Origin of the sequence: Actinomadura sp. NAK00032, from assembly GCF_013364275.1 — a bacterium.
Lineage (GTDB): Bacteria > Actinomycetota > Actinomycetes > Streptosporangiales > Streptosporangiaceae > Spirillospora.
In genome coordinates, this window is the sequence record NZ_CP054932.1 from 1,219,839 (window position 1) to 1,234,124 (window position 14,286).

At 70.8% G+C, this 14,286-nt stretch carries 13 protein-coding genes; 9 read left to right on the forward strand and 4 right to left on the reverse strand.

The features are described from left to right. The first annotated feature begins 34 nt into the window (after positions 1 to 34). From HUT06_RS05800 to HUT06_RS05810, 3 genes are all read left to right on the forward strand, one after another. Positions 35 to 1,135, forward strand: a complete 1,101-nt coding sequence (locus HUT06_RS05800; protein ID WP_176194758.1) for a hypothetical protein — start codon at positions 35 to 37, stop codon at positions 1,133 to 1,135. 5 nt (positions 1,136 to 1,140) lie between these two features. Beyond that, positions 1,141 to 1,392: a hypothetical protein gene (locus HUT06_RS05805; protein WP_176194759.1), complete on the forward strand. Its 252-nt coding sequence runs from the start codon at positions 1,141 to 1,143 to the stop codon at positions 1,390 to 1,392. Positions 1,393 to 1,501: 109 nt separating this feature from the next. After that, on the forward strand, positions 1,502 to 1,993 hold the full coding sequence (locus tag HUT06_RS05810) for a YbaB/EbfC family nucleoid-associated protein (RefSeq protein ID WP_176194760.1): 492 nt from the start codon (positions 1,502 to 1,504) through the stop codon (positions 1,991 to 1,993). 52 nt (positions 1,994 to 2,045) lie between these two features. On the opposite strand, the gene HUT06_RS05815 is transcribed toward HUT06_RS05810, so the two are convergent. The 4 genes from HUT06_RS05815 to eccCa are packed head-to-tail and all read right to left on the reverse strand — an operon-like array spanning position 2,046 to position 8,594. Further along, positions 2,046 to 3,014, reverse strand: a complete 969-nt coding sequence (locus HUT06_RS05815) for a hypothetical protein (protein WP_176194761.1) — start codon at positions 3,012 to 3,014, stop codon at positions 2,046 to 2,048. A gap of 45 nt (positions 3,015 to 3,059) precedes the next feature. Beyond that, positions 3,060 to 4,265, reverse strand: a complete 1,206-nt coding sequence (locus HUT06_RS05820) for a hypothetical protein (RefSeq protein WP_176194762.1) — start codon at positions 4,263 to 4,265, stop codon at positions 3,060 to 3,062. A 2-nt stretch (positions 4,266 to 4,267) separates the two neighbouring features. After that, the gene (locus tag HUT06_RS05825) at positions 4,268 to 4,570 is read right to left on the reverse strand and encodes a hypothetical protein (protein WP_176194763.1); all 303 of its coding nucleotides are present in this window, start codon (positions 4,568 to 4,570) and stop codon (positions 4,268 to 4,270) included. A gap of 46 nt (positions 4,571 to 4,616) precedes the next feature. Then, positions 4,617 to 8,594 carry a type VII secretion protein EccCa gene (gene eccCa, locus HUT06_RS05830; protein ID WP_176194764.1) on the reverse strand — a complete coding sequence of 1,326 codons (3,978 nt, stop codon included), beginning with the start codon at positions 8,592 to 8,594 and terminating at the stop codon, positions 4,617 to 4,619. A gap of 211 nt (positions 8,595 to 8,805) precedes the next feature. Between eccCa and HUT06_RS05835 the strand changes: the two genes are divergently transcribed. The 6 genes from HUT06_RS05835 (at position 8,806) to HUT06_RS05860 (ending at position 14,264) form a co-directional block, all read left to right on the forward strand. Further along, a complete protein-coding gene (locus HUT06_RS05835) occupies positions 8,806 to 9,684 on the forward strand; it encodes a hypothetical protein (protein WP_176194765.1) in 879 nt (292 codons plus the stop codon). A 327-nt stretch (positions 9,685 to 10,011) separates the two neighbouring features. Continuing rightward, positions 10,012 to 11,409, forward strand: coding sequence for a type VII secretion integral membrane protein EccD (eccD, locus tag HUT06_RS05840; RefSeq protein ID WP_176194766.1), 1,398 nt, complete (start codon positions 10,012 to 10,014; stop codon positions 11,407 to 11,409). A 9-nt stretch (positions 11,410 to 11,418) separates the two neighbouring features. Continuing rightward, positions 11,419 to 12,828 (forward strand): type VII secretion protein EccB, encoded by a 1,410-nt coding sequence (gene eccB, locus HUT06_RS05845; protein ID WP_176194767.1) that lies wholly within the window; start codon positions 11,419 to 11,421, stop codon positions 12,826 to 12,828. Between the two features lie 247 nt (positions 12,829 to 13,075). Next, entirely contained in the window at positions 13,076 to 13,396 is a 321-nt protein-coding gene (locus HUT06_RS05850) for a WXG100 family type VII secretion target (protein WP_302931782.1), read from the forward strand. A 45-nt stretch (positions 13,397 to 13,441) separates the two neighbouring features. Continuing rightward, on the forward strand, positions 13,442 to 13,729 hold the full coding sequence (locus HUT06_RS05855) for a WXG100 family type VII secretion target (protein ID WP_156214012.1): 288 nt from the start codon (positions 13,442 to 13,444) through the stop codon (positions 13,727 to 13,729). Positions 13,730 to 13,916: 187 nt separating this feature from the next. Beyond that, complete coding sequence (locus tag HUT06_RS05860; RefSeq protein WP_176194769.1) at positions 13,917 to 14,264, forward strand: hypothetical protein; 348 nt, start codon at positions 13,917 to 13,919, stop codon at positions 14,262 to 14,264. The last annotated feature ends 22 nt before the right edge of the window (positions 14,265 to 14,286 follow it).

Genomic DNA, 14,286 nt, shown 5'->3' on the forward strand with positions numbered 1-14,286 from the left:
TTCTGACCTCAACCGCAAGGAGAGTGAGCACGGCATGGGTGATGGGCAGTTCGAGGGCGACAAGGACAAGATCCTTGAGGGGGGTGGAAAGATCCTCGCCGGATCGAAGCCCAACGCGGACACGGCGCTGAAGTACATCGACCAGGACTGCCCGCTGCCCTTCCACGCCTTCGGGATCATCTTCGGGGCCATCATCTCGGGCACCTACGAGACCTCGCGGGACTCGGTGTCCAGCAACACCAAGCAGGCGGCGGAGATCACGCAGAAGGCCGCCGACGGCCTGCTCGCGGTCGCCAGGAACTTCGCCGGCGCGGACGAGAAGAGCTCCGTCCAGAAGTTCCCCAGCTCGGCGAACTCCTACCAGACCCCGTCCGGTTCCCTGTCGAGCCTCTCCGGCTTCCAGACGGGCGCCATGGGCCTCGGCGGCCTCGGCGGGCTGGCCGTCACGCTGCAGCGCCTCCCCATGCTCCCGGCGCTGAACCCGCGGCACTACGCGACGCTGACCGCCCTGACCTCGGCGCGGGCGATGGCGCCCACGGCCATCATCGCCACCGCGATCTGGCTGCTGACGAAGCCGGACGACGAGGCGCTCACAAAGGCCGTCAACGCGTGGGCCGCCGCCGCCGGCCACCTGGAGAAGGTGAGCATCGACTCCGACACCAAGGACACCTTCAAGGACGAGAAGAGCTGGAGCGGCACGTCCAAGGACGCCTACGACGCGTGGGTCGCCAAGTTCGAGACCGCCGCCAAGAAGCTCCAGCAGGGCGCCGCGAAGAACCAGGAGACGCTGGAGACGGTCACCCAGTCGATCCTGACCATGCAGCTCATCGCCTTCGGCTTCGCCATCGCGTCGCTCGCGGTGATCATCGCCTTCTACGTCGCGTCGTTCCTGCCCGTCGTCGGCCCGGCCTTCAAGGTGCTCACGCAGATCCAGGGCCTGCTCCTCGGCGCCGGCACGGCGAGCCTGGTGGTGCAGACGGTCACCGTCGCGGGCGCCGTCATGGCCGGCGGTTCCGCGGTGGCCATCCAGGGCAGCTACGACTGGGCCAACCTGCACGTCAACCCGCAGGGCGGCGAGTTCATCGACACCAAGCAGATCACCTGGGACGAGCCGAGCGAACTCCCCAAGGGATAGGTGGCGTGGTGGTGCGCTCCAACCCCCGTCCGCTCAACGCGGAGACGGCACGGCGCGATCTGCGGCGGGACTCGATCTTCTTCGTCGTGATCGCCGCCGTCAGCCTCGCCCTCGGAATCGTGATCGCGGCCTCCGACGCGTTCGCGGACTACCTGGTGCTCGTCCAGCTCATGGAGGCGATGGTGGCGCTGGTCATGCTGCCCGTCTCCGCCTTCGCACTGGTCCGCTCCTGGCTGCGCTGGCGGAAGACCCGCTGAGCCGCCGTCCGCGGCCGCGTCGTTGATCAGCGAGATAAGGTGCTGTACTCATCCGCGACCGGCCGCGGCGGCCCCGTCGGCCTCGACAGGAGACGAACGGAGAGTGTCGATGCCCGAGTTAGGACCCGATGACGCCCTCGACCCCGAGCTGATGTTCCGCGACGCGCGGGCGCAGTTCGAGCAGGTCGCCGAACTGCAGCGCAGGCTCGCCGAGCTGAAGGGCCGCGCCGAGTCCCCCGACGGCCGGGTGAAGGCGACCTACGACCAGGAGCGCGGGCTGGCCGATCTCGAGCTCGACCCCCGCGCGCTGCGGTCGGGCGCCGCGGAGCTGCGGGAGGTCATCCTGACGGTCTCCCACGAGGCCAAACGCGACCTCGAACGGCAGGTCAAAGAGGTCACCGAGGAGTCGTTCGCGCAGCAGGACTTCACCCCCGCCGACCTGAAGGACCTCGTCGAGGACCCGCAGGGCATCACCCAGACGCTGGGCGACATGGGGAAGGTCTTCGAGGGCGCCACCAAGGAGGTGGAGGGCATGCTCGACCAGGTCCGGCGCGCGATGCAGGGCATGGCCGGCGGCCCGCCCGACGACCGGCGGCGCTGACACCGGAACGGGCGGGGCCCGGGCCGGCCCGGCCCCCGCCGTTCCGGCCGGGTCAGTTCGTGTCGGGGTGGGTCTTGTCGACGTACTCGTCGCCGTACTGGCGCTGCGGGTACATGCTGCCGGCCCCGATCGGGGCGCCGTAGCCCCAGTTCTGCTGGTCGTCCGGCTTCCACGGGCTGGTGAAGCCGACCTCGGGGATGCCCTTGATGCCGACGAGCGGCGCGATGTACGGGCGGATGTCGCGGGGCAGCGACCGGGTCGGCACCGTCCAGCCGAAGAGGTTCTGACCGCCCATCCGGCCCTTCATCAGTCCCGCGGAGATGGACTGGTCGAGCTTGCCCAGGGCGCCGGCGACGATGTCGTCCACGGAGTGGAACAGCCCCTCGCCCATGTCGCCGAGTGCCCGCCATCCGCCGCCGTCCGCCACGTTGCCGACGCCGGCGAGCCCGGTGAAGCCGCCGAGCACCGCGGCCGCGACCTTCATGATCTTCTCGTAGACGGCGCTGACGTTCTTCAGCACCTGGTAGCACCGCCCCGCGTGGATGTTGGCCTGCGCCTGCGCCGCGGCGAAACCGGCGCCCATGGTGCTCGCGGCCACGTAGATCAGGTAGATGGCCAGCGCGAGCAGGATGGCGGCGACGATGCACATCAGCGTAATGAAGATCATCAGCATCGCCATGACCCCGTACATCGACATGCTGATCGCCGCGGCGTGCATGCTCGAGTACATGCAGCGCCGCTCGTAGGAGTCGAGCTTGTCGTTGTAGGCCTCGCGGTCCTCGCCCGTCCAGTCCTCGGGCGTGGGCTCGCTGCGCAGCTGCTGGCTGGTGTCGCCCGCCTCGCCGAGCTTCTCGTTGACCTTCCACCACTCCATCGCGGAGTGGAAGACCTGGTCCGGGTCCCCCTGCCCCTCATAGATCACCGAGACCGCGGGCCACGCGTTCGGGATCAGCAGGGCGGACGCGGACGAGGTGAAGTAGGCGATCTGGGCCGCGGTCTTGAAGTACAGCAATCCGCACATGGCGGTCCTCCCGGTGGTGGTCGGACTGTTCAGACGTCGGACGGGTCAGACTTGGCGGGTCAGGCGCACGGCGATGGGAAGGGCGAGCACGAGCGGGCGGAGCGGCTCCGGGCAGTCCGGGGCGAACTCCAGCCACATGCGGCTGTTGTCGGCCTTGCTCTTCGTGCGCAGGGACGCGGCCTCGCGGCCCGCGGTGTCGAGGACGACATGGCGCCCGCCGTCCCGGCGGACGGTGCCGAGCGGCGCGCCGCCGGCCGAGCGCAGGGACATCTCCCCGCGCCCGCTGAGCTCCCCGAGCCGGTTCCCGCCGGCGTCGAGGACGGTCACGCGCTCCTTGCCGAGCGTCCGGGACGACCGGTTGACGAGCAGCAGAGTGCGCGCGTGGGGGTCGCGGAGGGTGATGCTCCGGCGCTTCTTGTTGGGGTTGGCGCCCCAGAAGCTCGCCCCGCCGGTCGACCTCTTCGCGAGGGGGCCGCATGCCTGGGCCAGGAGAGCGCCGCCGCGCTCGTTGCGGTAGCGGCCCTCGCCGTCCACCAGGACGCGGTCGGCCTCGAACAGGGCGCGCGGCGGCGGCGCAGGCACCTCCCGGTCGCGGTCGTCCAGCACCCGCCAGCCACCGCCCAGGATCTCGAACGTCGCGGCGTGCACCGCCTCGACCCAGCCGGCGGGCAGTGAGCGGTCCCGCAGCAGGGTGGCGGCCGCCTCCTGCGCGCCGCGCCGCCCGACCGCCGTCACGGCGTCGACGCCGGGCGCCGCCGCCGGGTCGTACCAGGTCGTCCAGACCGGGTCGCTGATCGGCCAGGTGAGCCCGACCGCGCGCACCGCGGCCGACGGGATCGTCGCCTCGCCGTCGCGGCGCCGCAGCGCGATGCCGTCCCCGCTGATGGTGACGATGAGGCGGGTCCGGTGCACGGTGAGCGCCCAGACGGCGCCGGCCAGGCCGACCAGCAGCCCGCCGCCGCCGTAGAAGACGAGCGGCCCGGTGACGGCACCGGACTCCCACGCGTCGCCGTTGGGCAGGGTCGTGGCGCAGATGAGCAGGCCCACCGCGGGGCCGGCCACCGCGAGCGCGAACGGCCACCGGTAGGCCCGCGGCCCCAGGGTGACCTGGAGTTCCGGAGCGCCCTTCGCACCGGGCGCCCGCCGGGGGACGCCCGCCTGCCCGGCCCAGCGGGCGCGCCACCACAGCCGGGCCGCCAGGACCACGGCGACGGCGGCGGCCACCGCGGCGAGGGCGGCTAACCCTGCCACGGTCAGGCCTTCAGGGTGCTCGCCGCTTCGGCGCCGTCCCGGCACTGGGCGACGACGTGCAGCTTCTGGCGGAACTCGCTGAGCTCCTCCGCCTTGGTCTTCAGGTCCTGGTCCGCCCATTCGGTGGCGACGGCGTGCGCCGTCGCCAACTCGAAGCCGTACATCGTGAAGGCGGTCGTGCTGACGGCGCGCGGAGCGCCGTTGAGGGCGTAGCGGGCGTCCTTGAGCAGGTCACCGCACTTCGCCTCGTGCTTGTCGGCGAGAGCGCGGATCGTGTCCGTCCGGTGCTGGAAGTCGTGCCCCACGTAGGAGGTCCCTTCTCGCCGTCCTCGCCGCCCGTCAGGGGCGTCGTCACTGGACGGGGTCGTCGCGGTGGGCGGTCTGGATGAGGCGGGTGCCGGTGCGGCGGTCGATGTGGTAGCCGCGGCCGGGCGGGAGCTTGTGCGGCTTGATGTTGCCGAGCAGGATGCCCTCGTCCTTGTTACCGGACATCAGCAGGCCAGGTGACGCCATCTCCTTGATACGGGTGATGGCCGGGTCGAACATGCCGCGTCCGGCGCCGCCCATCGCGCGGGCGAGGATGATGTGCAGGCCGATGTCGCGGGCCTGCGGGAGCAGTTCGACGAGGGGGCGCAGCGGGTTGTCGGACGTGGCGACCATCTCGTAGTCGTCGATGATGAGGAACAGGTCGGCGCCCGTCCACCAGGAGCGCGAGCGCAGCTGGTCGGGGGTCAGGTCGGCCGGTGGGAGCCGCTGCATCATCGCGCCGCGGATGTCGTTGACGAGCGAGGTCGCCGCGGGCGCGGACGCGCCGAAGCCGATCTGGTGCTCGGTGTTGGCGACGTCCAGCAGCGAGCGGCCGTAGTCGATGAAGATGATGCGGGCCTGGTCGGTGGTGTAGCGGCTGGTGATGCCGGTCGTGATGTGCCGCAGCAGGTTCGACTTGCCGCACTCGGCGTCGCCGAGCACCAGGAAGTGCGGGTCCTGGGTGAAGTCGAGGTAGACGGGGGTGAGGGAGTCCTCGTCGATGCCGATCGGGATGCGCATCCCCGTCTCGGCCGGCGACGGCAGCTGCGAGACGGGCAGGACGTCCGGCAGCATCCGGACCTGCGGGGCGCGCTGGCCGTGCCACGACTCGTCGACCGCCTGCACCATCTTCAGCACGCCGTCGTTCAGCGACTCGTCGGCGCCGCCGCCGTCGATCCGCGGGACGGCGGTGAGGAAGTGGAACCCGTCGCGGGACAGGCCGCGGCCGGGGCGCCCCTCCGGGACGTTGTCGGCGAGCTTTCGGTCGATCTCCGACTCGTACGGGTCGCCGAGCCGCAGCTCCAGCTTCGTGCCGAACAGGTCGCGGACGTTGCTGCGGAACTCGGTCCACTTGTTGGACGAGGCGATGACGTGGATCCCGTACCCGAGGCCGCGGGCGGCGAGCTGGGTGATGGTGTCCTGCATGGCCTCGTAGTCCTGGCGGAGCGTCAGCCAGTTGTCGACGACGAGGAACACGTCGCCGTAGCCGTCCCCGGGGTGCTCGCCCGAGGCGCGCATCCGCCGGTAGGTGGCGATGCCGTCGATGCCGCGCTCGGCGAACTCCCGCTCGCGCTGCTCCAGCAGCCCGCTGACCTCGGCGACCGTCCGGCGGACCCGGTCGGCGTCGAGGCGGGTCGCGATGCCGCCGACGTGCGGCAGGTCGGCCAGCGCGGCGAGCGAGCCGCCGCCGAAGTCCAGGCAGTAGAACTGCACCTCGGCGGGGGTGTGGGTGAGGGCGAGGGACGCGATCAGCGTCCGCAGCGTGGTGGACTTCCCGCTCTGCGGGCCGCCCGCGATGCCGACGTGCCCGGCGGCGCCGGCCAGCTCCAGCCAGTACGGGTCGCGGCGCTGGTGGAACGGCTTGTCCACGATGCCGGCCATGGCGTACAGCTTGCCGCGGCCCTCCCAGCCGGCGGTCGTGAGCCCGTGCTCCTGGGTCACCTGCAGCGGCGGGAGCATCGCGTTGAGCGCGGGCGGCTCGTCCAGCGGCGGCAGCCAGATCTGGTGCGCCTTCGCGCCGTGCCCGGCCAGCTGGCGGACCACCACGTCGAACAGCGCGTCCTTGTTCTTGTTCTCCTCGGGCTGCGGCTCGGGCCGGTCGGGCTCCTCGATGACCTGCGGCCGCATGTAGCCCGCCAGGTACGGGACGATCCGCGCGGCGACCTGGCCGGTCTGCCGGCCGCTGTCCTGCTTGCCGGCCTGCTCGTCCACCGGGCCCGACACGTACGCGGCCTTGAACCGCACCATCGGCTCGGTCGCGAACTTCAGGTAGCCGTTGCCGGGCGCGGGCGGCAGCTCGTAGGCGTCGGGGACGCCGAGGACGACGCGGGACTCCATCGCGGAGAACGTCCGCAGGCCGATCCGGTAGGACAGGTGCGTGTCCAGGCCGCGCAGCTTGCCCTCCTCCAGGCGCTGCGACGCCAGGAGCAGGTGGACGCCGAGCGACCGGCCGAGGCGTCCGATCATGACGAACAGCTCCGCGAAGTCGGGCTTGGCCGACAGCAGTTCGGAGAACTCGTCCAGGACGAGGAACAGCGTCGGCATCGGCGGCAGGTCGGCGCCGTCCAGCCGGGCCTTCTCGTAGTCGCGCAGCGAGGCGTAGTTGCCCATCGCCCGCAGGTATTCCTGGCGCCGCACCATCTCGCCGTGCAGCGCGTCGTACATGCGGTCGACCAGCGGGAGCTCGTCCTCCAGGTTGGTGATGATGGCGGAGACGTGCTCCAGGCCGTCCATCCCGAGGAACGTCGCGCCGCCCTTGAAGTCGACGAGGACGAAGTTGAGGATGTCGGGCGCGTGCGTCATGGCGAGGCCCAGCACCAGCGTGCGCAGCAGCTCCGACTTGCCGGAACCGGTCGCGCCGATGCACAGGCCGTGCGGACCCATGCCGCCCTGCGCCGACTCCTTGATGTCGAGCTCGATGGGGCGCCCGTCGGCGTCCAGCCCGATCGGCACCCGGAACCGGTTGCGCTGGGCGCGCGGGCGCCACACCCGCGCGGGGTCGACCGCGTAGGGGTTCTCGACGCCGAGGAGGGACGTCAGCGTCATGTTGCCCGAGAGGACGTCCTCTTCCTCGGTGGTGTCGCCGGCGCTGCTGCGGAACGGCGACAGCTGCCGGGCGAGGCTCTCGGCCTGCGGGATGCTCACCTTGTCCGGGCCGCCGATGGAGGACGGGACGTCCTTGCCGGTCCGGTCCTTCTTCAGCATGTGGACGCGGCCGGGCGCGACGTTCAGCCGCAGCGTCCCGCCCTCGGTGGTGTGGCCGACGGTCTGGCCGAGGTCGATGACGCAGACGCCCTCGATGCCGTCGGCGGCGAGCTGCGAGTCGTAGGATGCCATGCCGCCGTCCACCACGACGACGTGCAGCGGCAGTTCGCTGGACGGGCGGCCCGCGACGAACCGGGAGCGGTCCTTGACCTCCTGGCCGAGCAGCACCTCCAGCTCGGACATCGTCGGCGCGATCCGGCGGACCTGCCCGGCGGCGTCCTGCTCGGTGGGGTGCAGCGCGTGCGGCAGCCACTTCGTCCAGTCCCAGTGGGGCAGGTGCTCCTGGGACGTGCAGATGCTGACCTGGAGGTCGTCGGGCGAGTGGAACGCCGCCATCTGCATGAGCATGGCGCGGACCATGGCCCGGCTCGCCTCGACGTCACCGGACAGGAAGATCCGCGAGAACGACCGGAGGTTGATCGCGACGGGCAGCGCGGGGACGGTCGAGTGCGTCCGCATGAAACGCCGCAGGGCACCCGCGCTCATCGGCTCCAGGTCCTCGACGGGCTTGGTCTCCGGCGCGATCAGCTGGACGGCGAGCCGCTGCGGCCCGGAGCCGACCCGCACCTGCCCGAAGTCGCCGTCCTCGGGGCGGCGCTCCCATAGCCGGGTGCTCATCACGATCGACCACAGCCGCGCCGGGTCGGGGTTGTACCACTCCAGCGCCTCGCGCTGCTGGGAGGCGGCCTTGCGCACCTTCGACCGGACCTGCCCGAGGTAGCGCAGGTAGTCGCGCCGCTCGGCGTTCAGCTTGGTCTTGCGCTCACCAGACTTCTGGCCGACCTGGCTGAACATCATGCCGAACATCGACAGGCCCATCATCCCGCCCGCGACCATCTGCAGCGGGTTGGAGTTGGGGTTCAGGAACATGAACGCCATCGCGCCCGAGCCCGCCGCCATCGGCAGGTACGTGAGCACGCTGCGGAACCCGTCGTTGGTGATCTCGGGCAGCTCGGGCGGCGACTCCAGCAGGACCTCGCCCCGCGGCATCTCCGGCGGCTTCCGGCGTTCCTTGCGCCGCACCAGTACCGTGCTCACTGGACTGGGCTCCCCTCTGGCCGTCGGTCGTCGCAGCCCGACATCATACGGATATCGCGTTCCCCCCGGCCGTCGGGACGGCACACCCCGGAGAATCGGACGATCCTAACGATGCCGCGAACTGTCGGAAAGGTCTATCTTCACTGGCTCCGATGATGATCGTCGCGGGGACCGGACGGCGGCGCGGTAAAGGGTGAGGCGGACGATGCCGATGAGCGATCCGATGACCATGATCATGCGGGCCGGCGCGGCCGGCGCGACCGCGCAAGATCAATTAGAGGTGACCGGCGGCCGCGCCGCGCTGCTCGCCGCCGGGCTGGTGGTCGTGGCCGGAATCTTCGCCGCGGGCGTCCTGGCCTTCACGGGACGCTGGCGCTCCTGGTACTCCGGCGGCTGGCAGCAGAACCACCGGCCGCTCGCGGCGCCGTGGTTCGCGGGCGCCGTCCTGCTGGTCGCGGCGCTGCTGGGGCTGGACGCCCTGCTCGACCACGCACCGCTCTGGGTGATGGCGCCGGGGCTGGTCCTCGTGCTGGCCGGCGTCGTCACCGGCACCGTCTACGCCGTCCATCCGCCGCGACGGATGCTGCCGAAATGGATCCGCGCAATGGAGGAAGATCCACTAGGCGAAGCGGCCCGCGCCCAGCCGGCCCTGGACAAGATCCTCTCTGGGTGGAAATCGAACTGGGGAAAGAGCGCTCTGGGGCGGAGGCTCCTAGTCGGTTTCCTAAGCGTTGCCCTTCCGGGGGCCTTCCTCTACTTGGTGCACCCGTTGTGGTGGTACGCCACGGGCACGTCGACGACGGCGACAGTGGAGCACTGCGGTTACCCCAGCGGGGGAGGGCGGAATACCATCTGCTCGGGGAAATGGACGCTTCCGGACGGTGCCGGCGGCCAAGGCAGGATCGCGGGCGCGGGCAAGGGCGACGTGGGGAAGGCCGTGGAGGTCCGCGCGTCCGCTTCGCACGCAGCGATCCTCAACCTGCGGCTGGTCTACGGCCCCGTCATCGTCCTGTTCCTGGCCGTGCTGTTCGCCTACGTCGGGTACCGGCAGCGGAGAGCCGCCCGGGACCGCGCACCCGCCGGACCGTGAGCGGCCGCACCCGCCAGGCCGCAACCGGCCGCACCCGCCAGGCCGCGACCGGCTGCACCCGCCAGGCCGCAACCGGCTGCACCCGCCAGGCCGCAACCGGCCATGCGCGCCGGGCCGCGACCGGCCATGCCCGCAGGGCCGTAACCAGCCGTTCTGCCGGACCGTAACCGGCCGGGTACCGTCCTCTCCTCGGCGAGAGCCGCCCCTGGTACCGTCCTTCGACGGTGGAACGACCCCGTAGGCGCGCGATGTCCCCAATATCGCGGTTATGGTTTCGCCGGTGTCCGGACGCTCCCCAGGAGCCATGCTTACAGGTGAGGAAGAACAGTGGCTTCAGTCACCGGGGCGGAGCTGTGCAGGGTCACGGTCGTGGCCCCGAAGCGCCGCATCGATATCTCGCTCCCCGCGCACGTACCGTTCGCCCAGTTCTTCCCGGCGATCCTGCACTACTCCGGCGCGCAGATGGCCGATGCCGGTCTCGCGCACGGCGGATGGGTGCTCCAGCGGCTGGACGAGGCGCCGTTCGACGGCGGGATGACCCCGTCGCAGGCCGGCCTGCGCGACGGTGAGGTCCTCTACCTGCGCCCTGGCATGTCGCAGCTGCCCGAGCTGGCGTTCGACGACGTGGCGGACGTGGTGGCGACGGCGGTCAACGACCGGCGCGACCGCTGGCGGCCGGAGTGGACGCGGCAGTTCTCGCTGTCGGTCGGCGGCGGCGCCTCGGTGGTCGCCGCGATCGTGGTGCTGCTGGCCGGGCCGTCCTGGATCGTCCCGGCCGTCGCGTCCGGCGTCCTCTGCCTGCTGTACCTCGCCGCGGCGGTCTCGGTGTCGCGCGCGGCGGGCGACGAGCGGGCGGGCACCGTGCTCGGCTTCGCCGCGCTGCCGCACGCGTTCCTCGCCGGGCTGCTCGCCCCGGCCCGCGACACCGCGTTCTCCGGGCTGGACGCCCTGAACGTGCTGGCCGGTTTCGGCACCCTGGTGCTGGCCGCGGTCGTCGCGGTCGTCGGCGTCACCGGCGGCGCGTCCGTCTTCTGGGGGATGGTCGTCGGCGGGCTGCTCGGCGCCCTCGGCTCCGGCGTCGCGCTGGCGTTCGAGGACCTGTCCGCGGCGGGCATCGCCGCGGTCACGGTGGTCGTCGCGATGATGCTCACCCCCCTCACCCCGACGCTGGCCTTCCGCTTCTCCAAGGTGACGCTGCCACCGGTGCCGCAGAGCGCGGAGGACCTGCGGCGCGACACGATCATGGTGGACGGGCAGCAGGTGCTGACCCGCACCGGCCGCGCCAACCGGTTCATCACCGGGTTCACCGCCGGGCTCGGCGTCATCGCGTTCATCGGGCTCGTCCCGTCCGCGTTCGACGACGGCTGGCTCGGCCCGACCACCGCCTCCGTCATCTCGGCGCTGGTGCTGCTGCGGTCGCGGCTGTTCCGCAGCCGGGCGCAGCGGCTGAACCTGCTGGTCCCCGGGATGCTCGGCGTCGGCGCGGTGGTGGTCGCGCAGGCCTGGGACGCCTCCGCGGTGGGGCTGATCACGGGGGCCGTCCTCCCGCTCGTCGCCGTGACGTGCACCGTGGTCGGCGTCGGGCTCTGGCTGCCCGGCCACCGGCCGTCGCCGTTCTGGGGCCGCGCCGGGGACATCCTGGAGATGTTCCTGCTGATCGCGCTCATCCCCCTGGCCCTCGGAGAATGCGGACTGTTCGCGTACATGCGCGGGCTCGCCGGTTAGGAGCGCCCCGTGCAGACTCGCAAGGACCTGCTGCAGGCCCACCGGCTGATGAACCAGCGCGCGTCGCTGGCGCTCATCTCCGGTGAGCCGGACCACCCCGAACTGCCGATGCGGCGGATGAACATCGCCGCGTTCAGCGGCATCATGATCGGCATCCTGTGCATGGCGGCGTTCGGCATCTACGGCATCATCCGGCCGGGCGGCGCCACGGGCCTGGAGAAGGCCGGGATGCTCATCGTCGAGAAGGAGACCGGCGCCCGCTACGTGTGGTGCGAGAACGGCAAGCTCTGCCCGGTCGCCAACTACGTCTCGGCGCGGCTGGTCGCCGGCGCCGACGACAAGAGCCGCCGGACGGTCTCGGGCTCCTCGCTCAAGGACTTCGAGCGCGGCCCGTCGATCGGCATCCCGGGCGCCCCGAACACCCTGCCGAAGCCGGACGACCTGACGCAGGCCCCGTGGGCGGTGTGCGTGCGCACCGTCGAGGGCACCTCGCTCGGCCGCCGGTCGCTCGTCACGCTCACCGCCGGGCGCAAGGTCGGCGGCACCCCGCTGGGCAACGGCCAGGCGCTGGTCGTGCAGGCGGACGGCCAGAACTGGCTGCTGTGGCGCAACACCCGGATGCGGATGCCGCAGTACGCGCTGGCCACGCTCGGCGCGACTCCCGTCCAGATCGCTGGAAAGTGGCTGAATTCGGTCACGCAGGGGCCGGACTTCGCCGCCCCGCGGATCCCCGGCATCGGGCAGGCCGCGAACGGCCCGGCCGGGCGGGCGAGGGTCGGGCAGGTGTTCAACCTGAGCACCGCGTCCGGCGCCTCGTCCTCGTTCGTGCTGCTCGCGGACGGGCTCGCGCCGATCTCCCCGATCCAGCGGGACCTGCTGATCGCCGACCCGGAGATCCGCAAGGCCTACGGCGGGGGCGGGGCCCGGGCGATCGACATCAACGCGGGCCAGGTCAACACCGTCGGCCGGTCCGCGCAGCAGCTCCGGGACCAGAAGCTGGAGGGCAAGGCGCCCGAGATCGTGCCCTTCACGGGGACGAGCCCGCTGTGCGCCCTCTACAGCGACCCGAGCGGCAACGAGGACGCCACCCTGACCCTGAACGGCTCGCTGCCCGCCGCGTCGGAGACGGTGCGGCCGAACGGGGCCGACCAGCTCGTCTTCCCGCCCGGCAGCGCGGCGCTGGCCGGCCGGGTGCCGAGCCCCGGCCAGGCGGACCAGGTCAACACCTACTACCTGGTCGCCGAGGGCAAGCGGTTCCCCATCAAGGACAAGGAGACCGCGGAGAAGCTCGGCTACTCGCTGCCGGGCGACGCGTCCAAGGTCCCGGCGGGCGTTCTCGACCTGATCGAGCAGGGCCCGGTACTGGATCCGGCCGCCGTATCGGCCACTCGGACCGCGAATACGCAGGCAGGCAACTGATCAGCCGTTGATTTCAGATTCAACCGAACCGCGTTGGATCTTATTGCGTCTAAGTCAACGGATGAACAGATGGACACCTGCCGGGGATGATCCTATGGTAGAGGCACTCTGCGGTGCGACCCCCCGCCTTCAACGGCCACAGGGTTCTCAGCGCTGCCGAAACGACGGGGGCAGTTGGTGTCGGCCCGGCGCCTCTGTTCCGGACCACCTCGCGGGTCACGACGATACGAGTCACTGGAGGTGACTGATGGGGCAGCAGTCTGCCGTCGACAGAGCGGCAATGAAGCAGGCCGCGGACGACATCGACGCATCCGCCAACATCATCAAGGGGCTGCAGACGCAGCTCGAGGGGCACAAGCAGCAGGTCCGCTCGGCCTGGGAGGGCAACGCCTCCATGGCCTTCGAGTCGGTGTTCACCCGGTTCAACGAGGACTTCGGCAAGGTCCTGCGGGCGCTCGAGGGCATGCACCAGAGCCTCGTCCAGACCAAGATCACCTACGAGTCGAAGGAAGAGATGTCGGAGCAGGCCGTGAACAAGGTTCAGGCCCTGCTGAACGGCTCGACCTGACCGTAATTCGCATGAGGTGACAACGGCTGGAGGAGAAGGGGAACGATGAGCTACACGAGAGCCAATTTCGGCGGACTCACCGAGGGTGAGGCGCAGTTCAGCCAGGCCGCGCGGGCCCTGATGGACGAGCTGAACGACCTGGAGGGCAAGCTCCGGACGAAGCTCAACCAGTGGGAGGGCTCCGCGCAGGAGGCCTACTGGGTCTTTCAGAAGCAGTGGGACGGCGCCGCCAAGGACATGCAGAACGTCGTCGCGCAGCTGGGGCTCGCCATCCGCGACGCCCACGACAACTACCAGCAGGCCGAGCGCAGCAACTCCGGCATCTGGGGCTGATCGGACGGCCGACGATGAATCACCCCGCCAGTTCTTCGGGGTGAGATGGCCCTGGCCGTGCGACGCGGCCAGGGCCTGCTTCGCCGCACCGGGGGCCGACGAGCGGGCGGATGCCGTTTCTGTCTCCCGGCCAGTCGAAGACGACCAGACTGACAGGAGGTAAACGCACATGGGGCACCACCCGCCCATGCCCACCGCCGGTGGCAAAGAGATTAAGATCGACCACGATACCCTCGACGACATCGTGAAGAAGCTTGAAAAAGACCTGCACGACCTGGAGAAGCAGCGTTACAGCGAGCAGATCCAGGACGGCACCCCGCCCGAGGGAGCGCTGGGCAATTACAAGGCCGGCCAGAGCCTGCACGGCACCTTCCGGGCGGCCCGCGACTCCATCGGTGACACCTACGACCAGTTCATCGCGTCGTACAAACAAGTGATCGAAGCCATTCGGAACTCGGACAAGACCCACCGCAAGGCCGATGACGCCTCCAAGCGGGGTGTGGAGGCCGCCGGTTCCCCGAACTCCTACATCTGATTGACGCACGAGCGGACAGGGG

Coding starts and splice junctions, on each gene's coding strand:
- HUT06_RS05815 (WP_176194761.1), bottom strand. CDS start 3,014: ATGTGCGGATTGCTGTACTTCAAGACCGCGGCCCAGATCGCCTACTTC.
- HUT06_RS05855 (WP_156214012.1), top strand. CDS start 13,442: ATGAGCTACACGAGAGCCAATTTCGGCGGACTCACCGAGGGTGAGGCG.
- HUT06_RS05850 (WP_302931782.1), top strand. CDS start 13,076: ATGGGGCAGCAGTCTGCCGTCGACAGAGCGGCAATGAAGCAGGCCGCG.
- HUT06_RS05835 (WP_176194765.1), top strand. CDS start 8,806: ATGAGCGATCCGATGACCATGATCATGCGGGCCGGCGCGGCCGGCGCG.
- HUT06_RS05810 (WP_176194760.1), top strand. CDS start 1,502: ATGCCCGAGTTAGGACCCGATGACGCCCTCGACCCCGAGCTGATGTTC.
- HUT06_RS05800 (WP_176194758.1), top strand. CDS start 35: ATGGGTGATGGGCAGTTCGAGGGCGACAAGGACAAGATCCTTGAGGGG.
- HUT06_RS05860 (WP_176194769.1), top strand. CDS start 13,917: ATGCCCACCGCCGGTGGCAAAGAGATTAAGATCGACCACGATACCCTC.